Source organism: Streptomyces sp. NPDC058701, from assembly GCF_042715295.1.
Classification (GTDB): domain Bacteria; phylum Actinomycetota; class Actinomycetes; order Streptomycetales; family Streptomycetaceae; genus Streptomyces.
Genome location: NZ_JBHXSY010000003.1, coordinates 92,847 through 111,926 on the forward strand (window position 1 = coordinate 92,847; position 19,080 = coordinate 111,926).

At 74.0% G+C, this 19,080-nt stretch carries 17 protein-coding genes; 9 read left to right on the forward strand and 8 right to left on the reverse strand.

Annotated features, from left to right (window positions below; genetic code table 11):
- The first annotated feature begins 56 nt into the window (after nt 1–56).
- Entirely contained in the window at nt 57–1,256 is a 1,200-nt protein-coding gene (locus ACFWW8_RS03950) for a PP2C family protein-serine/threonine phosphatase (RefSeq protein WP_386523234.1), read from the forward strand.
- Nucleotides 1,257–1,318: 62 nt separating this feature from the next.
- On the opposite strand, the gene ACFWW8_RS03955 is transcribed toward ACFWW8_RS03950, so the two are convergent.
- From ACFWW8_RS03955 to ACFWW8_RS03970, 4 genes are all read right to left on the reverse strand, one after another.
- Nucleotides 1,319–1,789, reverse strand: coding sequence for a MarR family winged helix-turn-helix transcriptional regulator (locus tag ACFWW8_RS03955; RefSeq protein WP_386523236.1), 471 nt, complete (start codon nt 1,787–1,789; stop codon nt 1,319–1,321).
- A gap of 177 nt (nt 1,790–1,966) precedes the next feature.
- Complete coding sequence (locus ACFWW8_RS03960) at nt 1,967–3,151, reverse strand: PP2C family protein-serine/threonine phosphatase (protein WP_386523238.1); 1,185 nt, start codon at nt 3,149–3,151, stop codon at nt 1,967–1,969.
- Nucleotides 3,152–3,698: 547 nt separating this feature from the next.
- Complete coding sequence (locus tag ACFWW8_RS03965) at nt 3,699–4,328, reverse strand: DUF305 domain-containing protein (RefSeq protein ID WP_386523240.1); 630 nt, start codon at nt 4,326–4,328, stop codon at nt 3,699–3,701.
- Nucleotides 4,329–4,454: 126 nt separating this feature from the next.
- The gene (locus tag ACFWW8_RS03970) at nt 4,455–4,865 is read right to left on the reverse strand and encodes a DUF6153 family protein (protein WP_386523243.1); all 411 of its coding nucleotides are present in this window, start codon (nt 4,863–4,865) and stop codon (nt 4,455–4,457) included.
- A gap of 221 nt (nt 4,866–5,086) precedes the next feature.
- Here ACFWW8_RS03970 and ACFWW8_RS03975 point away from each other — a divergent pair, with 221 nt between their 5' ends.
- Complete coding sequence (locus ACFWW8_RS03975; protein ID WP_386523246.1) at nt 5,087–7,255, forward strand: SpoIIE family protein phosphatase; 2,169 nt, start codon at nt 5,087–5,089, stop codon at nt 7,253–7,255.
- A gap of 180 nt (nt 7,256–7,435) precedes the next feature.
- Here ACFWW8_RS03975 and ACFWW8_RS03980 read toward each other — a convergent pair whose 3' ends face one another.
- Both ACFWW8_RS03980 and ACFWW8_RS03985 read right to left on the reverse strand, forming a co-directional pair.
- On the reverse strand, nt 7,436–8,764 hold the full coding sequence (locus ACFWW8_RS03980; protein ID WP_386523249.1) for a serine hydrolase domain-containing protein: 1,329 nt from the start codon (nt 8,762–8,764) through the stop codon (nt 7,436–7,438).
- A gap of 161 nt (nt 8,765–8,925) precedes the next feature.
- Nucleotides 8,926–9,315 (reverse strand): VOC family protein, encoded by a 390-nt coding sequence (locus ACFWW8_RS03985; protein ID WP_386523252.1) that lies wholly within the window; start codon nt 9,313–9,315, stop codon nt 8,926–8,928.
- 140 nt (nt 9,316–9,455) lie between these two features.
- Here ACFWW8_RS03985 and ACFWW8_RS03990 point away from each other — a divergent pair, with 140 nt between their 5' ends.
- The 6 genes from ACFWW8_RS03990 to ACFWW8_RS04015 all read left to right on the forward strand — a co-directional run bounded on the left by ACFWW8_RS03990 (nt 9,456) and on the right by ACFWW8_RS04015 (nt 15,768).
- Entirely contained in the window at nt 9,456–10,403 is a 948-nt protein-coding gene (locus ACFWW8_RS03990; protein ID WP_386523255.1) for an STM4015 family protein, read from the forward strand.
- Entirely contained in the window at nt 10,400–11,563 is a 1,164-nt protein-coding gene (locus ACFWW8_RS03995; RefSeq protein ID WP_386523257.1) for an STM4014 family protein, read from the forward strand. Before ACFWW8_RS03990 ends, ACFWW8_RS03995 begins: the two co-directional genes overlap by 4 nt.
- 1 nt (nt 11,564) lies before the next feature.
- Nucleotides 11,565–12,410 (forward strand): STM4013/SEN3800 family hydrolase, encoded by an 846-nt coding sequence (locus tag ACFWW8_RS04000; protein ID WP_386523699.1) that lies wholly within the window; start codon nt 11,565–11,567, stop codon nt 12,408–12,410.
- The gene (locus ACFWW8_RS04005; protein ID WP_386523260.1) at nt 12,407–13,750 is read left to right on the forward strand and encodes an STM4012 family radical SAM protein; all 1,344 of its coding nucleotides are present in this window, start codon (nt 12,407–12,409) and stop codon (nt 13,748–13,750) included. Before ACFWW8_RS04000 ends, ACFWW8_RS04005 begins: the two co-directional genes overlap by 4 nt.
- Before the next feature lie 62 nt (nt 13,751–13,812).
- Entirely contained in the window at nt 13,813–14,739 is a 927-nt protein-coding gene (locus tag ACFWW8_RS04010) for an STM4011 family radical SAM protein (protein WP_386523263.1), read from the forward strand.
- A gap of 495 nt (nt 14,740–15,234) precedes the next feature.
- Nucleotides 15,235–15,768 carry a rhodanese-like domain-containing protein gene (locus ACFWW8_RS04015; protein WP_386523266.1) on the forward strand — a complete coding sequence of 178 codons (534 nt, stop codon included), beginning with the start codon at nt 15,235–15,237 and terminating at the stop codon, nt 15,766–15,768.
- Nucleotides 15,769–15,954: 186 nt separating this feature from the next.
- On the opposite strand, the gene ACFWW8_RS04020 is transcribed toward ACFWW8_RS04015, so the two are convergent.
- Together ACFWW8_RS04020 and ACFWW8_RS04025 are read right to left on the reverse strand one after the other, a co-directional pair.
- Nucleotides 15,955–17,757 (reverse strand): glycoside hydrolase family 15 protein, encoded by a 1,803-nt coding sequence (locus ACFWW8_RS04020; RefSeq protein WP_386523269.1) that lies wholly within the window; start codon nt 17,755–17,757, stop codon nt 15,955–15,957.
- A 127-nt stretch (nt 17,758–17,884) separates the two neighbouring features.
- A complete protein-coding gene (locus tag ACFWW8_RS04025; protein ID WP_386523272.1) occupies nt 17,885–18,448 on the reverse strand; it encodes a DoxX family protein in 564 nt (187 codons plus the stop codon).
- Between the two features lie 130 nt (nt 18,449–18,578).
- On the opposite strand from ACFWW8_RS04025, the gene ACFWW8_RS04030 reads away from it, so the two are divergent.
- Nucleotides 18,579–19,043 carry a MarR family winged helix-turn-helix transcriptional regulator gene (locus ACFWW8_RS04030; RefSeq protein WP_267841948.1) on the forward strand — a complete coding sequence of 155 codons (465 nt, stop codon included), beginning with the start codon at nt 18,579–18,581 and terminating at the stop codon, nt 19,041–19,043.
- Nucleotides 19,044–19,080: the final 37 nt, after the last annotated feature.

Here is a 19,080-nt window from a genome sequence, read left to right on the forward strand (position 1 = left end):
GCGGCCGGACTTTCACGCCGACCGGCGGGCCCGCGCGGGTCATGAGGGAAGAGACTATGAGCAACCGTTCCGAAGTCTGGCTCGGCGCCGCAGAGAGCGCACTGCGGGCCGCACCCCCCACCGCACTCCCGTCCGCGGCCGGGGAACTGCTGGCCACCTACGTGCAGGCGAGCGAGGTGACCCTGCTGCTCGCGGACTACAGCCTTTCCGTGCTGCAACCGGTCACGCGGCTCCCCCACACCGGATCCCAGGTGCACGTCCGCGACGGGACACCGGCCGGACGGTCGTTCACCGCCCAGGCTCCGGTCGTGGAAGTCACCGACGGCCCCGGCATCGTGATCGCCCACCTACCGGTCACCGTCCGGGGCGACCGTCTGGGCGTGCTCTCCGTGCGCCTTCCCGAGCCCCGCGAAGGCGCCACGCGCATGCTGGAACTCGCCGCCTTCGCCACAGCCCTGGGGCACGAACTGATCGTGGCCGAACGGGACACCGACCTCTACCTGCAGGCCCGCCGCAGCCGACGGCTCACGCTGGCCGCCGAAATGCAGTGGCAGCTCCTTCCGGGCCGCGGACTGACCCGGAAGGAGTACACCCTCGGCGCCCACCTGGAACCGGCCTACGCCATCGGCGGGGACAACTTCGACTGGAGCACCACAGGCGACGTCCTGACCGTCACCTGCACCGACGGCCAGGGACACGGCATCGACGCCGCCCTGCTGACGAGCCTCGCCGTCAACGCGCTGCGCAACGCCCGCCGGGCGGGCGTCCCCCTCGACGAGCAAGCCGGTCTCGCGAGCGAAGCGGTCTACGCCCAGTACGGAGGGAGGCAGAGCGCACCCTCGCTGCTGCTGCGCTTCGACCTGACCACCGGTTCCGCTCACGCGGTGGACGCGGGGTCACCCCACGTGTTCCGGGTGCGCGACAGCCTTGTGGAGCAGGTGGTCTTCGAAACGCAGACACCCCTGGGGATGTTCCAGGAGACCGAGTACCGCCAGCAGCCCTTCACCGTCTCCCCGGGGGACCGTCTGGTGATCGTGAGCAGTGGGGTGCACGGTTCGCCGGGCGCGGACGGCCGGGCCTTCGGTGAACGCGCCCTGCGCGAGACGATCGCCGCCACCCAGAGGTCTTCGCCGCACGAGACCGCGCGGGCGCTCGTCGACGGCCTCGTGCAGCACCACGGCGGCATCGACCTTCCCGAGGACGCGGCAGTGGTCTGCCTGGACTGGAGAGGGACGCAGCAGCCCCTTGACGGCTGAGCGCTCCGGGCCGGACCGGCACCCCGGGCGGCGAAGAGACTCCACCCCGGCCCGGCCGGCGCTCACCGCTCGCGCTCGGACAGGGCGGACCCCGACGCTCGGGTGAAGGCCCGCAAGCCGTCCAAGAGCTCCCGGCACTGCTCGGGGGGTACGCGCCCGAGGACTTCGTGGATGGCCCGACAGCGCTGGTCGGCCAGCGCTCTGATGGCCTGGTCGCCCTGCGCTGTCAGCGTCAGGACGATCTCGCGCCGGTCGGAGTCAGCGCGGTCGCGACGCAGCAGCCCGGCAGCCTCCAGCCGGTCACACAACCGACTGGTGGCAGGCGCCGCCGCGTCGATGTCCTCCGCGAGCCGCGTGAGATTGATGCGCGGCGCCCCCTGCACTGCCACCAGCGCCCGCAACTGCAGAGGCGACAGGCGCGGAGGGGTGCTCTGCGCCGACCGCTCCCAGATGTCCATCAGGGCCCCGGCGGCCTCGGTCACCTCGCAGGCCATCTCGTACAGGGGATCTTCGGGCGGTTCCGCGCGGCTCACTGTGGCGTCACTCCCTGTAGGCAGGTGCGATTCCCTTCGGAAAAGGCGCCGCCGGCGACAGGTCTCTGTCTGAACGGATACGCCTCGTCTGCCCTCTTTCATGAAAGTATCCCCGCTGCGTGACCCGAGCCCGCGCCCCGCCGCGCAGCGGGCGCGCCGCGTGTCCTACAGGACCCTTCAGGGTGCGGCGGGCCGCCCGAACCAGTCCATGCACAAGACCATGGCGTCATCATCGGCGTCGGCGGCGCGGTGGACCGCCAGTTCCTCGAGGATGGCCCGGGGTACCGCCGCGGCCGGCAGCAGGCTGGTGGCCTGGATCGCCCGGGCGAGAGCGCGTTCGCTGTACGCCTCGCCACCCGCGCTCGCGGCCGCGTAGACACCGTCGCTCACGAAGATCAGCCGGTCGCCGGGCAGGGCCTGGAACTCCTGCGCCGTGTAGGGGGTCTCCTCGAACATCCCGAGGGGCAGCTGTGCCTCGAACTCCAGGCGCTCCACGGACCGGTCCCGGTAGCGCCACAGCTGGGGAGAACCGGCGTCCACCACCTGCGCCCGCCCGGTGCTCAGCTCGAAGCACAACAGGAGGGTCGACACGTACTCGCGCCCCCGGTACTGCCCGTAGACGGCCTGGTCGGCCAGCGCCGCCTGGTCGGCGATGCTGATCCCGGCCCTCCGGGCGTTGCGCAGTGCGTTGATCGCGAGATTCGTCAGGAGCGAGGCCTGGATCCCCTCGCCCATGCCGTTGGTGACCGTGAGGGTGAGGGTCTCGGCGGTGGTGGACCAGTCGAAATTGTCCCCGTGGATGTCGTACGCCGGCTCCAGCTGGGCCCCGATGGCGTACTCCGGCCGGGCGCAGGCCCGGGCCGGCAGCAGCTGCCACTGCATCTCGGCCGCCAGGGTCAGACGGCTGGCTCGCCGTGCCCGGAGATACAGGTCGGTGTCACGTTCGGCCACGATGATCTCGTGCCCCAGCAGCTCCGCCAGGTCGGTCAGCTCGCCGACGGTCTCGGAGGTACACGCGTCCTCGGGCATGCGGACCGTGAGGATGCCCAGGCGGTCGCCGCGCACGGTCACCGGCAGGTGGAGGTCCACCGCGCCGTCCTGTGCCGCGTACTGGCCGTACGGTTCCTGACTGCCGAACGCACGGCCTTCCGGGCTGGCCTGGACGGGCAGGGGTTCCGACGTGTGCGGCAGCGCGGTCACCGGCTGCAGCACGGTAAGGCTGTAGTCGGCCATGAGGAGTTCGACCTCGATCGCGTGGAAGTGCTCGATCAGGGCGGCGCGGACCGTGCGGAGAAGATCATGGGGCGCCGCCGTGCGCAGGGCACGCTCCACGGCCAGGAAGTTCGTCATGGTCAGGGTCATTTCTTCGAGAAGCGCCGGTTGGGTCTGGGTCCGTCCTCGGATTCCCCGGCGGGCGCGGAGCGCGTCCGCGCCAGAGGAGGCGTCCTCGTACTGGCGGATCCTCGGATCCGTCCCATCCCGTCCCGTCCCGCATCGGGAGGGTGCGTCTGCCGACATAGTTGTCATGTGACAACTATCAACTCTACCGCCTTTCTCCACTCGGGAACGGAGAGGAGACGAACGACGCGGCTGCACGCTTCCACGGCACGAGTTCCGCGCCCGCGCGAGTGCCTCCGGCAGGACGGCGCCGCGGTGTCACCGCCCCCTGGATCAGCTCGGAGCGGACGCGCGCACCACCGCCGGCGGTGACTTCGACCACCCCATCACGGAGCATCGACGCCTTCTGCCTCGACACCGCGGCCCGCCCCCGTCACACCTGAGGCGAGACCGGCACCCACAGACGGGCGTACGCGGCTGGTCGCGCACGCCGCCGTGCTGGGACCCGGTAAGGAAGCGGCGGGGTGCGCCGGGCCACACGGGCCCGGCACACCCCTCCGCCCGGGTGGGGTCAGCTCTTGCCGAGCAGGGCTTTCATCGTGGTGATCTCGGCGGTCTGCGAGGTGATGATGGCGTCCGCCATCGTCTTGGCCTCGGCGGAGGATCCGTCGGCCTTCTCGGCCTTCGCCATCGCCACCGCACCCTCGTGGTGCTTGATCATGAGCTGCATGAAGGCGGTGTCGAAGGCCTTGCCGGACGCCTTCATCAGGTTGTCCATCTCCTCGGGTGTCATCATTCCGCCGTCGGTGCCGTGCACGGAGTGGTCCATGGCGTCCTCGGCGGGAACCTGCTCCCCCCAGGAGGTCAGCCAGCCGGAGAGGGTCTTGATCTCCGGGTCCTGGGCCTTCTCGATCTCGTCGGCGAGCTTCTTCACCGCGGGGGACTCGGCGCGCGTCGCGGCCAGATCGGCCATCTCGATGGCCTGACGGTGGTGGGGGATCATCCCCGTGGCGAACGCGACGTCGGCCGCGTTGTGCTGCCCCGGAGAGGCCGGAGCGGACGAGGACGCCGGGGGCGACGCCGGGCTGTGCCCGTTGTGCCCGGCAGAGGTGTCGTCGCCCGCCCCGCACGCCGCGAGCACGAGGGAGGCGGCGCCCGCGGCGGCGACGAGGGCGGTCCGGCGGATGAGGTTCTGGTTCATGGTGGTGCGACTCCTTGGTGCGCCGGCCCTGAGCGGGCGGGCGCCGATGCGGAAGTGAGGACGTGCCGAAGCGGGGCATCCCCCGCCGGCCCGGGCCGGGGCAAGGGGGTGCCGAGCGGGCGGTCCCTATATCCGCAGGAGTTGCAGTTCGGCGAGATCGGGGGGCGCACGCCCGCTCTCCGGTGTCCCTGGCGCACTGCCGGGCAGCGTCACCGGCACGGGTCCGGTGTCGAGCGCTGCGGCCAGGACGGGAGGCGTGTAGGCGGCGCCGACACCGGCTGCCGCACACGTGGCGTCCGCATGGTCCGCGTGGCCCGTCCCGCCATCCGCGTGGGAGCAGCCGCCCGCCACCTGGTGGGCGTCTTCGTCCTGGACCATCGCCATGACGTGGCCACGGCCCGCCGTCGGCGCCTTCGCGGGAGCGGGTCCCGGCCCGAGGCCGTGCATCGCCAGCACACCGGTCAGCACCGCCAGCACCAGCAGCACGAAGCCACGCCCGGCAGGGCGACGGTTCGACGGCTGCATCGTGCTGGTCATGCGGTCATCGTACGATCCCGACCCGGGGCGCGCGTGCCTGCGCCAGGCCGGCGACACGTGGACGAGGGCGATGAGGAAGGGGAAGTCCACGGAGCACAGGCCCACCTCGTGACGCAGCGCGGTCCCGCTGCGCGCGGCGGTTGCGCTGCGGCCGGATACCGGGGCTCCGGCCGCAGCCCCGGCGGGAAGCGGCCCCGCCGGGACGCGGGGCCGGCGCCGGGGTGCGGCCACCACCGCCGAGGGGTCATGCTGACTGGGTGACGGCAGGACCGGACGACCACGGCCCCGCTCCCTCCCGTGACGCCACGGCCCCGGCGCTCGCCCGGGCCACCGTCGAGGCGGTGGCGGCCGTCGGCGGGTACGCGGGCGGGGTCTACCTGCGCTCCGGCACCGAGGGACTGCTCCGGATGGCCGTGCTCGCCGGGCTTCCAGGGCGGCTGTTCCGGCCGTGGTGGCGGATGCACGTGAACCGCCCGTACCCGGTGGCGGAGGCGTTCCGGTCCGGTCAGGCCGTGCACCTGGCCGACGTGGAGGCGGCCATGCGGCGCTTCCCCCAGCTGATGGCCGGGCTGCCGTTCCCCTTCGCCTCGCTGTACGAGCCGGTGACCGCGGACGGGCAGCGGTTCGGCGTCCTGTTCGCCCTGCGCGCGGCGACCCCGGGGATCCCGGTCGGGGCCGTGGACCGGGAGCGGCTGCGGGAGGCCGCGGACCGGCTGGCCCACGAGCTGGCCGCGCGGGCCGAGGCCGGGGACCCGGTGGTCTGGGACGGGGACCCGATGGTCCTGCGGGCCCCGGCCGGGCACGCGGGCCCCCGCGAGGCCGTGGACCGGCTCGCACAGGCGGTCCTGTCGGTGGACCGGCTGGGCAGGATCGGCTTCGTCAACTCCGCCGCCCAGGACCTGCTGGGCCTCGGCGAGCCGCAGCTGCTCGGGCGGGTGGTGTGGGAGGCGGTGCCCTGGCTGGGGCATCCGGCGTACGAGGACCACTTCCGGGCCGTCTTCATGTCCACCGAGCCGGTGCGCTTCGCGGCCCGGCGCGGCTGGCACCCGCCCGGGGACTGGCTGTCCGTGGTCCTGCATCCCGGGCCGGACGGGGTCACCTTGACGATCGGGGCGGCCGAGAAGCCCTCGTACGCGCCCGCGACGGTGGTCCAGCCCACCCCGGGACCGGGCTCGCCGGCGGACCGGGCCTCCGCGCTGTACCGGCCGGTGGCCCTTGCCATCGCGCTGACCGAGGCGGTCACGGCCCGCCAGGTGTCGGCGGTGGTGACCGAGGAGCTGCTGCCGGCCTTCGGCGGCCGCCAGCTCGCCATCTACCTGCTGGACGAGCGGCACCTGCACCTCGCGTGGGAGACCGGCTTCCCCGCGGGCTTCCTCGACCGCTTCGACGGGGTGGGGCTCGACGTCCGGCTGCCGGGCGTCGAGACCCTGACCTCGGGGCGGCCGCTGTTCTTCGAGTCGATGCAACACCTGGCCGCCGCCTATCCGGGGGTCCCGCTGGACGCCGACGTCGGGGCCCGCGCGTTCCTGCCGCTGATCGCCTCCGGGCGGCCGGTCGGCTCGTGCATCCTCGGGTTCGACGCGCCCCGCGACTTCAGCCCGGAAGAACGTACGGTGCTCACCGCACTGGCCGGGCTGATCGCGCAGGCCCTGGAGCGGGCCCGGCGCTACGACAGCGAGGCCGCGCTCGCCCGCGGACTGCAGGCGGCGCTGCTGCCGCACCGGCTGCCGGTGCGCGACCACGTGCAGACGGTCGGCCGCTACCTGCCCGGCACCCTGGGCATGGACGTCGGCGGCGACTGGTACGACGTCATCGAGACGGGAGCCGGAATGCTCGCCCTGGTCATCGGGGACGTCCAGGGCCACGGGGTGGCCGCCGCGGCGACCATGGGCCAACTGCGGAGCGCCGTAAGGGCGTTCGCGCTCAGCGGGAGCAGCCCCGAGCAGGTGATGAGCGGCACGAACCAGCTCCTCATCGACTTGGACCCGGGCCAGTTCGCGAGCTGCTGCTACGTGCTGCTGGACCCCGAGACGGGCGCCGCCCGGGCCGTCCGCGCCGGGCACCCCCAGCCGCTGCTGCGCCACCCCGACGGCCGCACCGAGGTGCTGGACCTGGCGGGCGGGGTGGTGCTCGGCATCGACACCGAGGCCTCGTACCCGGTGACGGAACTGCGGCTGGAGACCGGGTCGGTGCTCGCCCTGTACACCGACGGGCTGGTGGAGGAGCCGGGCACCGACATCGACATCGGGGTGGAACGGCTGCGGCTGTCCCTGTCCGCGGCCCGGCCCACACCGCTGACCGAGGCCGCGGACCGGCTGATCGGGGTGGCGGGCAGCACGGCGAACCGGCCGGACGACACGGCCCTGTTGCTGGCGTCGCGCACGCCGTAGCCCCCCCGTAGCCCCCCGGGGCCGGGCGGGCACCGTGTCGCGCTCGCCGCCGCCGCCGTGACCGAACCGGCCGGCGCCCCGCTGGGCTCCGTCCCCGGTGGGAGCCGTCGCCGTCACCCTGGCCCCGGCCCTCGGCGGCGGCCCGGAACCGGTGCCGGCCGCCGCCGGGGACGCGCGCCGCTACCGCGCGCGCTGACCGGCCGCCCGCTGCGGGACGCCCGTGACCACGAGCGCGTCCAGCGGTTCGGGGAAGGCGGCCGGGGCCGCCTCCCGGGCCGTTCCCCCGGACGCGGGGCGGCCTCCGCAGAGCGCCTCGTCGAGGAGTTCGCCGAAGGCGGCGTCGACCGGGTGCGGGATCGGGACACCGTCCGCGTCGAAGCGCTGGTACTTCATCAGGTTGTACCCGACGGCGTACTGCCGTTTGCCGTCCGGGCTGCTCAGCGCCGAGGTGCCGGCCCCCCACACCCCTCCGTCGTGGCCCCAGACGGGCCCGCAACGCGTGTCGGCGGAGTAGATGCCGAGGCCGTAGCGCAGGACGACGGTGCCGTCCCCGTCCTTGACCGGCACCGTCGTGCGCATCTCGCGGAGCTGTGCGGAAGGCAGCAACCCGCCCTGGAGCAGGGCCCGGTAGAAGGTGTTGAGGTCGTGGGTGGTGGAGATCAGCGCGCCGGCCGTGCCGGCCATCGTCATGTTGTACTCGCTGTAGTCGCGCGGCGGGTCGATCAGCCCGTAGAAGCTCTCGTACATCTTCGCGTGCGGGCCCCGGATGCGCGGATCGGTGCCGGGGAAGTAGGTGTGCTGGAGGCCGGCCCTGCGGATCACGTCCTTCGTGATGACCGTCTCCGGGTCCTGGCCGGTGACCTTGCGCAGCAGTTCGCCCAACAGGATGTAGTTGGTGTTCGAGTAGGACCAGTCCGCGCCGGGTTCGAAGAGCTGCGGCTGGTCGACGCCGTGGGCGATCAACTCGGCGGGACGCAGCGTCCGGTGGCGGAAGGCGTCCAGGTCCTTCGTGGATCCCTCGTTCAGGGAGGGGAAGACCCCGGGGAGGTAGTCGGCTATTCCGCTGGTGTGGTTGAGCAGCATCCGTACGGTGATCTTGCGGCCTCGCTCGCCGGGGACGAGGGCGGGCAGGTAGTCGCCGACCGGCCGGTCGAGCCGGAGACGGCCCTCGGCGTCCTGCTGGAGCACCGCGACCGCGGTGAACGACTTGGTGACGCTGCCGACGCGGTGGCGCAGGCCGGGGCGGGTGGGCCGGCCGGTCTCGACGTCTGCCGTACCCGTGGCCCCGTTCCACCGTGCCCGCCCGTCGCGCACGGAGGCGTACGCCCCGTACATCCCGGCGTCGTGGACGGCGTCGAGCCGCTGGTCCAGCGCGGTCCGGTCGATCCCGCCAGCCGGCGCGGCGGCGCTCGCCGCGGGTATCGCACCGGCCGACAGGGCCAGCGCGACGGCGGCCGCGGCCCCCGTGGTCCGTAACCGGTGGCGCCGGTCGAAGCGTGCGAGAGGCATGTCGGTCTCCCCGAGTATCCAGCCCCGCAGGGCAGTCGGACGATCTTCTGCCTCTCGATTCTGTCGGCCGGCCTCCGGCCCCCCATCGCCCGCGAGGACGATTGTTCCGCACCCCGCGTGCACCCCGGGTACGAGGCACGCCTCCCCCGTGCGAACGGGATTCAGCGGGACAGGCTGGTGGCGGCCAGGATGAAGGAGTGGCCCGCCGGGTCACCGAACAGACGGGCGTCGCGCGGACCTTCGCCCACGTCGACGGCCAGCGGGCGGGCGCCGAGCGAGACGGCCTCCCGCTCCGCCTCGTCCAGGTCCTCGGGGGCGACGAGGATGCGCAGGTGGGCCTGCTGGGAGTCCTCCGGACGCGGCCAGCTCGGCGGCGCGTAGCCGTGGTCCCGGCACAGGGCGAGGTGGACGCCGGCGCCGCCGACGACCTCCACCATGTCCGGGCCGTCCCCCGCCCGCACTTCGGCGCCCAGCAGCTCGGCGTAGAACGCGGCAAGCGCCTCGGGATCGGCGCAGTCCAGTACGAGAATGCTCGTCTTCGCGACAGTCATGGCCCGCGCTTACCCGCGGTGCCCGTCCGTACGCGGTGCGCAGGGCCTTCCCCGCGGGCGGGGATGTCGGTGGCCCTTGGTAGAACTGGTGTCGCACCGGCCACTCACCCGGACGGCCCGTTCACCCTCAGGAGCAGCGCATGAGCCAGGTCGCACACCTCTCCGAGCTGGGCGGGCTGCCCGCCTTCGACTTCCCCGCGCCGGGGGACGAGCGGGCCCTGCCCGAGGCCGGCGCCGTCGCCTGGCGGGTGCGCGCCGACGAGCACGACACCGGGGAGACCTGGAGCGAGGCCTACGCCCGTTTCACGGCCGCCGTCGACACCCGCCGGGTCACCTCGCTGATCGTGGGCGTCTGGGAGGAGTCGTACGAGGTCTCCAGCGCGGCCGTCGTGTCCGCGCTCGTCGCGGCCGCCGACGACTTCCCCCTCCTGCGGCACCTCTTCCTCGGTGACATCGAGGGCGAGGAGTCCGAGATCTCGTGGATCCAGCAATCGGACGTCACCCCGCTCCTGAAGGCCTTCCCCGAGCTGCGCGAATTCGGGGTGCGCGGCGGTACGGGCCTGGCGCTGGCGCCCGTCAAGCACACCGAGCTGCGGAAGCTGGTGGTGCAGACCGGCGGGCTGCCCAGGGAGGTGGTGCGCGGCGCCGCCGCGAGCGACCTGCCCTCCCTGGAGGTCCTCGACCTGTGGCTCGGCACCTCCGAGTACGGCGCGGACACCGAGGCGGAGGACCTGGCGCCGATCCTGTCGGGCGAGCGGCTCCCGTCCCTGCGCCACCTCGGGCTGCGCAACAGCGAGATCCAGGACGCGTTGGCCGTCGCGGTGGCGGGCGCCCCCGTGGTGGGCCGGCTGGAGACCCTGGACCTGTCCATGGGCATCCTCACCGACGAGGGCGCGACCGCCCTGCTGGAGGGCGGGTCCCTCGCCCACCTGTCCCGCCTGGACCTGGACCACCACTTCATCGGCGCCGACCTCCAGGACCGGCTGCGCGCGGCGCTGGAGCCGCACGGCGTGGTCCTCGCCCTGGAGGCGGGCGACGAGGACGACTACGACGGGAAGATCTACCGGTACGTCGCGGTGGCGGAGTGACCCCGGGCCCGCCGGCAGCCCTGCCGGCCGCCGTGCCGGCGGTCGTCGGCAACCCGGCGGGCCGCCGCGTGGCGCTCTACCAGGACGCCGTGCGCGGCCGCGGCCTGCCCCCGGCCCGCGTGGTGGCCTGGCGGGACGTCCTGGACGGCTGCGCCCGGTTCCGGCCGGGTGAGACCGTACGGATCGACTCGCCGGGCGAGGACCCCGAGGTCGAACGGCTGCTGCGCGGGGTGTCCGACCCGACCCGGGTGGAGGGCACCGCCCGCTGGTACGCACGGTTCACCGCGGCCGTGGAGGCCGTGGCGGCCGGGGTCGCGGAGGCCGGCGGCCGGCTGCTCACCACCCCGGCGGACGTCGCCGCGCTGTTCGACAAGCGCCGGTGCCACCACGCCCTGGACCGGGCGGGGGTCCCCGTGCCGGCCTCCACGACCTCCGGCCCCGGCGCGACGCCGGTGCGCGGCTGGGCGGACGTGCGGGAGGTGCTCGGACGGCCCGGTTTCCGGCGGGTGTTCGCGAAGCTCGCGCACGGGTCCTCGGCCTCCGGCGTGGTGGCCCTCGAGGCGGGCGCGGGCGGCCGGTTCCGGGCGACGACCTCGGTGGAGCGCTCCCCCTCCGGCGCCCTGCACAACTCGCTGCGGGTGCGCCGGTACGAGGACGAGCGCGTGATCGGCGCGGTCCTCGACGCGCTCGCCCCCGACGGCCTGCACATCGAGCGCTGGCTGCCGAAGGCCTCCCAGCGGGGCCGCTGCGCCGATCTGCGCGTGGTGACCGTCGCGGGCCGCGCGACGCACGCCGTGGTCCGCACCGCCCGCGGGCCGATGACCAACCTGCACCTCGGCGGCGCGCGCGGCGACCTCGACGCCGCCGTCGCCGCCGTGACCGCGGCGGGGGGCAGCTGGGAGCGCGACGCGCTCGCCGTCTGCGAGCGCGCCGCGGCCGTCTTCCCCGCCACCCTCTGCACGGGGGTGGACCTGCTGCCCGCAACCGGCTGGCGCGGGTTCGCCGTCGGCGAGGTCAACGCCTTCGGGGACCTGCTGCCCGGGCTGGCCGGGCTTCCCGGCTCGCCCGCCGAGGGTCTCGACACCTATGCGGCGCAACTGGCCGCCGTACACGCACCGGCACGACAGGACCACCATGCACCCCGCACCGCCCGCCCCTGACATGAACGAGGTCGTCGGCCGTGACGACCTGCTGCTCGTCACCCTCGACACCCTGCGGTACGACGTCGCCGTCCGGCTGGCCGCCGAAGGGCGCATCCCGCGCCTCGCCGCGCACCTGCCCGGCGGCACCTGGGAGCGCCGGCACGCTCCGGGCAGTTTCACCTACGCCTCCCACCAGGCGATGTTCGCCGGCTTCCTGCCGACTCCGGCCGGGCCGGGCCCGCACCCGAGGCTGTTCGCCGCCCGGTTCGCGGGCAGCGAGAGCACCGCCGGACGCACCTGGGTGTTCGACACCCCGGACCTGGTGTCGGGGCTGGCCGGGGCGGGCTACCGCACCGTGTGCGTGGGCGGGGTCGGGTTCTTCAACCGGAGCGGCGCGCTGGGATCCGTCCTGCCCGGGATGTTCCAGGAGAGCCACTGGGAGCCGGAGTTCGGGGTGGCGTCACCGTCCTCCTTCGAGGCGCAGGTCGCGTGCGCCGAGCGGGTGGTGGCCGCGCTCCCGGCGGACCGGCGGCTGTTCCTCTTCCTGAACGTGTCGGCGATGCACCAGCCCAACTGGTTCCACCTGGACGGCGCGACGGCCGCGGCCGGGGACTCGGGGGAGTCGCACGCGGCCGCGCTGGAGTACGTGGACCGCCACATCGGCCGGCTGTTCGACGCGATGCGCTCGCGCCGCCGGTGCTTCGCCATCGTCTGCTCCGACCACGGGACGACGTACGGGGACGACGGGTACACGGGCCACCGCCTCGCGCACGAGGCGGTGTGGACCGTCCCGTACGCCCAGTTCTCCCTGGAGCCGCCGCGACCGCGGTGCGCCCCCGCACCGAAGGAGGCGGCCGCACGATGACGACCGATATCAACACGTCGACGCCGTACGAGAGTTACGTGTACGCCTACCCGCACAAGACGGCGTACCGGCGGCTGCCCGAACGGCCGGGGCTGCACGGCCTGTGGGCGGACCAGCCGAAGCACGCGCTCTCGCTCTACCTGCACGTCCCGTTCTGCGAGGTCCGCTGCGGATTCTGCAACCTGTTCACCCGGATCGGCGCCCCGGAGGGGCTGACCACCGCCTACCTCGACGCGCTGGAGCGTCAGGCGGGAGCGGTCCGCGAGGCCCTCGACGGCACGGACGGCGGGCCGGTCCGGTTCGCGGCGGCCGCCTTCGGCGGTGGCACGCCGACGTTCCTGACCGCCTCCGAGCTGGAACGACTCTGCGACATCGCGGAGAAGGGGGCGGGCGCCGACCTGCGGGCGGTCCCGCTGTCGGTGGAGGCCTCGCCGGCCACCACCACGGCGGACCGCCTCGCGGTCCTGGCCGACCGGGGCGCGACCCGGCTGAGCCTGGGCGTGCAGAGCTTCGTACCGCAGGAGGCGCGGACGGCGGTCCGCCCGCAGAAGCGCGCGGATGTGGAGGCGGCGCTGTCGCGGGTTCGGGACGCGGGCATCCCGGTGCTGAACATCGACCTGATCTACGGCATCGACGGCCAGACCGAGGACAGTTGGCGGTACTCCCTGGACGCCGCGCTCGCCTGGCGTCCGGAGGAGCTGTACCTGTACCCGCTGTACGTACGCCCCCTGACGGCGCTGGGCCGCAGGCCCGACGGGGCCGCCGAGACGTGGGACGACCGGCGGCTGCGCCTGTACCGGGCCGGCCGGGACCACCTGCTGGCCGCCGGGTACGAGCAGGTGTCGATGCGGATGTTCCGGCTCCCGGGCGCGCCGGCGGCGGCCGCCGACGACTACGCGTGCCAGACCGACGGCATGGTGGGGCTGGGCTGCGGAGCCCGGTCCTACACCTCCGAACTGCACTACTCCTTCGACTACGCCGTGGACATGCGGGAGATCCGCACGATCGTCGACGACTACGTGGCGCGGCCGCGTACGGACTTCGCGCGGGCGGAGTACGGCCGGTGGATCGACGACGACGAGGCGCGCCGGCGGCACCTGATGCAGTCGCTGCTCCAGGCGGCGGGCCTGCCGGTGGCGGAGTACCGGGAGCGGTTCGGCGGCGACCCCCGGGAGGACTTCCCGGCCGAGCTGGCGGCGTTCGCGGCGCGCGGCTGGCTGACGGACGACCCGGGCCTGCTCCGGCTGACCCCCGAGGGCCTCGCGCACTCGGACGCGGTCGGCCCGGCGCTGTTCTCGGCGGAGGTACGGGCCGCCATGGCCGCGTACGCGCGCAAGTGACGGGCCCGCGGGAGCCGGAGGGGGCTGCCGGGGGGATCACGGAACGGCCGCGGGAGCTCACCGTGCTCTACCGGGGGCCGCTGGCCTCCTGCGACTACGACTGCCCGTACTGCCCGTTCGCCAAGCGCCGGGACAGCCGCGCGACGCTGGCCGCCGACCGGGCCGCGCTGGAGCGGTTCGCCGCCTGGGCGGCCGGGAACACCGGCGACCGGCTCTCGGTGCTGTTCACCCCGTGGGGCGAGGGCCTGGTCCGGTCCTGGTACCGGCGCACCCTGGTGGAGCTGTCGCACCTGCCGCACGTCCGGCGGGTCGCCATCCAGACGAACCTGAGCGGCCGCACCGGGTGGACCGGCGCCGCCGATCCGGACACCCTCGCGCTCTGGTGCACCTACCACCCGGGGCAGACCCCGTACGCGCGCTTCCTCGGGCGGTGCCGGGAGCTGTCGGACGCCGGCGTCCGCTTCAGCGTGGGCGTCGTCGGCCTCCCCGAGCACCTGGAGGAGGCCCGGCGGCTGCGGGCGGCGCTCCCGGCGGAGGTCTACCTGTGGGTGAACGCCGCGGAGGGGCACACCTACACGGATCCGGAGGCGGCCCGCTGGACGGCCCTGGACCCGCTGTTCCCGTACAGCCGCCACCCCCACCGCTCGGCGGGCCTGCCCTGCCGGACCGGCCAGTCGGTGATCTCGGTGGACGGCGACGGCACGGTCCGCCGCTGCCACTTCGTGAAGACGGAGCTGGGCAACCTGTACGACGGCTCCTACCGGGCGGCGCTGCGCCCTCGGGCCTGCCCGCTGGCGGTCTGCGAGTGCCACATCGGCTACGTCCACCTGGAGACGCTGCCGCTCTACGACGTCTTCGCGGGCGGCGTGCTCGAACGCATCCCGGCGTCCGGCACGGCGCAGGGCCCTTCCCCGGCCGCCGGTACCGCGCAGGGCCCCTCCCCGGCCGCCGAACCGCGGTTCGCGCCCCTCCCCCTCGTCCAGCGCTGACCCCCGCCGCCCCGCCCGCCCCGGGGGGGCGGTGGCGTCCGGACCCTGCAGACCGGTGGCGCGCGGCGGGGCCGCCGGAGCCGCTGCCCGGGCGCCGGGGACGGCCCGTCACGGTGCGGCCGCTGGCCTGATCGTGCCGCCGGGGCCTATGATCCGCGGCATGGCCGTCACCGTCACCCAGCGCCTCCTGTCGCGCTCCTGTTGTCGCAGCTGACGCCTGCCCCGCTCCGGATTCCGCACCGCACCCCCGCGTGACGGGCCGTCCCCGGGCAGGCTCCGGACGGATTCCCGCCGGGCTCCCGGCCCCCGGGCGATCCGATCCCCTCCCGGAGCCCCTCCCCCGGTCGCGCGTCCCGCGGCCCCCGCTCTCCCCGAAGCCGGACCCCGGCCCCGCCACCGCGCCCGGGCCCCCGCGGCCCGTCGCCCGGGTCCGCTTCCGTCCCGCTTTCCGCGTCCCCCCACGTCCTTCAACGCCCCGCAAGGAGTCCGTCCACCATGACCCTTCCCAGCACCCTCACCGTCGGCCAGGTCCTCTCCCGCCCGGAGGAGTTCACCGTGGTCGACGTCCGCACGCCGGGCGAGTACGCCTCCGGCCACCTCCCCGGCGCGGTGAACGTCCCGCTCGACCGGATCACCCCGTCCCTGCCCGAGCTGCGGCGCGCTGCCGAGGAGAAGGGCCTGCTGCTGGTCTGCGCCACCGGCGCCCGCTCGGAGAACGCCGCCCGTACCCTCGCCTCGCACGGCATCCCGTCCACCAGCCTGACCGGCGGCACCCGCTCCTGGTCGGCGGCCGGACACGGCCTGGACTACCCCGCCGAGGGCCGCCGGTCGGTCTGGGCCATGGAGCGTCAGGTACGGGTCACCGCGGGCTCGCTCGTCCTGCTCGGCCTGGCCCTCGGCCTGCTGGTGCACCCGGCGTTCCAGCTGCTCTCCGCCGGCATCGGCGCCGGGCTCGTCTTCTCCGCGCTCACCGACACCTGCGGGATGGCGCTGGTCCTCGGCCGCCTCCCGTTCAACCGGCGCCGCTGAGCCAGGACCGTACCGGATTCCGGAACGGAACCGTCCAGCAACCGGACCCCGGTTGTCCCCGCCCGCACGACGGAGACAGGGTGCGGCCACGGCCCCCGTACTCGTGGCGCCTCGCCCCGTGGATCTGCGACTGACCGAGGCGGTGCGGCTTCCGCAGGGCGGGGCGGAGGCGGCTTCGGAGGCGCGCTACGGCGTCGCCACGGCCGCCTCCCCCCGGGCGAGGGTGAGCGCGGTGTTCACCAGGCCGACGTGGCTGAACGCCTGTGGGAAGTTACCGAGTTGGCGTCCTGCGACAGGGTCGTACTCCTCGGCGAGCAGTCCCACGTCGTTGCACACGGACAGCAGCCGCTCGAAGAGGTCGCGTGCCTCCTTGTCGCGGCCGATCAGGTGCAGGGCGTCCGCCAGCCAGAACGAGCAGGCCAGGAAGGCACCTTCGTCGCCGGGCAGTCCGTCGACGGAGGGCCCCTCGGTGCTGTAGCGGCGGACGAGGCCGCTCCGCCCGAGTTCCGCCTGGACCGCGGCGACCGTGCCGACGACCCGCGGGTCGTCGGGCGGCAGGAAGCCGACGCGCGGGATGAGCAGGGTCGCGGCGTCGAGCTCGCTGGAGCCGTAGTACTGGGTGAAGGTGTTGCGCTCCGGGTCGTAGCCGTTCTCGCAGACGTCGCGGTGCACCTCGTCCCTTATGGTCCGCCAGCGCTCGATGTCGCCGGGCAGCGAGGGGTCGCGCTCCAGGGTGCGCACGGCCCGGTCGGCGGCGACCCAGGCCATCACCTTGGAGTGGACGAAGTGGCGGCGCGGGCCGCGTACTTCCCACAGTCCCTCGTCGGGCCGGCGCCAGTTGCGCTCCAGGAAGTCGAGCAGGGCGAGCTGGAGTTTCCAGGCGTGCGGCTCCGCGTCGAGGCCGGTGGCGCGGGCCAGGTACAGCGAGTCGATGACCTCGCCGTACACGTCGAGCTGGAGCTGGTCGACGGCCGCGTTGCCGACACGGACGGGGGCGGAGGAGGCGTAGCCCCGCAGCCACGGCAGGTCCGTCTCGGGGATCCGGCGCTCGCCCGCGATCCCGTACATGATCTGGAGGTCGGCGGGATCGCCGGCGACGGCGCGCAGCAGCCAGGCCCGCCAGGCGCGCGCCTCGTCGAGGAAGCCGGTGGCGAGCAGGGATCCGAGGGTGAGGGTGGAGTCGCGCAGCCAGCAGTACCGGTAGTCCCAGTTGCGGACGCCTCCGAGCTCTTCGGGGAGGGAGGTGGTGGCCGCGGCGGCGATGCCTCCGGTGGGGGCGTAGGTGAGGGCCTTGAGGGTGATCAGGGAGCGGATGACGGCTTCCCGATGGGGCCCCTCGTAGGTGCACTGGGAGGTCCACTCGCGCCAGTCGGCGAGGCTGTTCTCCAGCGCGGCGTACGGGTCGATCGGGCTGGGGCGGGGTTCGTGCGAGGGGTGCCAGGTGAGGACGAAGGCGACGCGTTCCCCGGCGGCGACGGTGAACTCGGAGCGCGTGCTGTTCTCCTCGCCCCAGGTGTGCACGTGGGGTTCGCTGCGGAACCACGCGGAGTCGGGTCCGGCGACGGCGACGCGTTCGCCGTCGACGCGCCGGACCCAGGGCACGACGTGGCCGTAGTCGAAGCGAAGGCGCAGCATGCTGCGTACGGTGACCTCGCCGGTGAGGCCCTCGACGATCCGGACGACGTCGGGTGCGGTGTCGCGCTGCGGCATGAAGTCGATGACCTTGAACGTGCCGTCCCCGGTCTCCCAGTACGACTCCAGGACCAGCGTGCCGTCCGCGTAGGAGCGGCGGGTGCACCGCTCGTCGGGCGCGGCGCCCGCCGGGGCGATGCGCCAGTGGCCGTTGTCCTCTTCTCCGAGGAGCTTGGCGAAGCAGGCCGCCGAGTCGAAGCGCGGCAGGCACAGCCAGTCGATGGACCCGTCGCGGCCGACGAGCCCACTGGTCATCAGGTCGCCGATGAGTGCGTAGTCTTCGATGGGTTGTGTCATTTGTGCGCTCTTCCCGCGAATGCCGGGCGCCAATCAGCGCAGGCCCCGGACACCCTCGTGCGCGTGGCAGCGGCACTTTCGGATCGTGGCGGGCAGGGCGGACCCGGCACGATCCGAAGGAGACGGTCTAGTCGCGCACGAGCAGGAGCACGGCGGCGAGGACCGCGCCGAGGGCGACGGCGAGGGCGCCGTGCGCCAGCCGGTGGGCGCGCAGGACGGGCAGGAAGCGGTCGACGGCGTACCGGCCGGGACCGGTGAGGGCGAGGGCCGCGGCGCCGGCCGTCAGCAGGAGCTCGTACTCGATGCCCTCCGGGGCGAAGAACGAGCCGGCTCCGTGGACGGCGATGGCGTTGATCATCGTGCCGAAGAGGGCGGCTCCGGCGAGCGGGGTGAGCAGACCGGCGGCCAGGCCGAGGCCGCCGAGGGTCTCGGTCAGGCCGGCGAGGACGGCCATGGCGTCGCCGGCGGGGTAGCCGCTGGCGGTGAAGAACTGTCCGGTGCCGCTGATGCCACCGCCGCCGAACCAGCCGAAGAGCTTCTGGGCGCCGTGGGCGGCCATGGTGAGGCCGAGGACCAGGCGCAGGATCAGCAGTCCGGTGTCGTGGGCGGGGGTGGAGGGCGCGACCGTGTGCGGGGGTACGGCCGGTGCGGCGGCCTGCGGCTTCGTCGGGGTGACGGAGGGGCTGGTCATGGGGGGAATCCTTCCGGTCGGGCGGTCCGGATGGCGGGGACGGCACTGCTCAGGTTTGTTCAAATTCGAACCGCCGAGCCCCGACCCTAGCCATTGATTCAAATTGGAACAACCCGTGTAGGCTGGCCGCATGGCTGAGACGAGATGGCTGAACGACCGCGAGATGCGGGCCTGGGACGGCTTCCTGGCCGCTTCGGCCCTGGTGAACCGCCGCCTCGACCAGCAGCTCAAGGACGATTCCGGGCTCTCCCATCCCCAGTACGAGATCCTCGTACGGCTCGCCGCCGCCCCGGGGCGCGAGCTGCGGATGACCGAACTCGCCAATGGCCTGATCAATTCGAAGAGCGGGCTGACCTACCAGGTCACCCAGATGGAGAAGGCCGGGCTGGTCCGCCGCCGCAGCTGCCCCTCCGACGTGCGCGGCGTCTTCGCCGTCCTCACCGACGCCGGCAGCGCCCGGTTGGAGGAGGCCGCGCCCGGACACGTGGCCACGGTCCGGGAGGTGCTCGTCGACGTCCTCACCCCCGAACAGCTCGACGTGCTCGCCGAGGGCCTCGGCGAGGTCGGCCGCCGCCTGCGCGGCCGGACCGGATGAGCCGCCCCGGCGGCACCCCGGTAGAGCGGGCCGGGAA

What these genes read in the sequence shown, in the direction of transcription:
- ACFWW8_RS03980 (WP_386523249.1), bottom strand. Translation starts at nt 8,764, where the DNA reads ATGCCTCTCGCACGCTTCGACCGGCGCCACCGGTTACGGACCACGGGG.
- ACFWW8_RS03990 (WP_386523255.1), top strand. Translation starts at nt 9,456, where the DNA reads ATGAGCCAGGTCGCACACCTCTCCGAGCTGGGCGGGCTGCCCGCCTTC.
- ACFWW8_RS03965 (WP_386523240.1), bottom strand. Translation starts at nt 4,328, where the DNA reads ATGAACCAGAACCTCATCCGCCGGACCGCCCTCGTCGCCGCCGCGGGC.
- ACFWW8_RS03970 (WP_386523243.1), bottom strand. Translation starts at nt 4,865, where the DNA reads ATGACCAGCACGATGCAGCCGTCGAACCGTCGCCCTGCCGGGCGTGGC.
- ACFWW8_RS04020 (WP_386523269.1), bottom strand. Translation starts at nt 17,757, where the DNA reads ATGACACAACCCATCGAAGACTACGCACTCATCGGCGACCTGATGACC.
- ACFWW8_RS03985 (WP_386523252.1), bottom strand. Translation starts at nt 9,315, where the DNA reads ATGACTGTCGCGAAGACGAGCATTCTCGTACTGGACTGCGCCGATCCC.
- ACFWW8_RS04005 (WP_386523260.1), top strand. Translation starts at nt 12,407, where the DNA reads ATGACGACCGATATCAACACGTCGACGCCGTACGAGAGTTACGTGTAC.
- ACFWW8_RS04030 (WP_267841948.1), top strand. Translation starts at nt 18,579, where the DNA reads ATGGCTGAGACGAGATGGCTGAACGACCGCGAGATGCGGGCCTGGGAC.
- ACFWW8_RS04000 (WP_386523699.1), top strand. Translation starts at nt 11,565, where the DNA reads ATGAACGAGGTCGTCGGCCGTGACGACCTGCTGCTCGTCACCCTCGAC.
- ACFWW8_RS04015 (WP_386523266.1), top strand. Translation starts at nt 15,235, where the DNA reads ATGACCCTTCCCAGCACCCTCACCGTCGGCCAGGTCCTCTCCCGCCCG.
- ACFWW8_RS03950 (WP_386523234.1), top strand. Translation starts at nt 57, where the DNA reads ATGAGCAACCGTTCCGAAGTCTGGCTCGGCGCCGCAGAGAGCGCACTG.
- ACFWW8_RS04025 (WP_386523272.1), bottom strand. Translation starts at nt 18,448, where the DNA reads ATGACCAGCCCCTCCGTCACCCCGACGAAGCCGCAGGCCGCCGCACCG.
- ACFWW8_RS03960 (WP_386523238.1), bottom strand. Translation starts at nt 3,151, where the DNA reads ATGACCCTGACCATGACGAACTTCCTGGCCGTGGAGCGTGCCCTGCGC.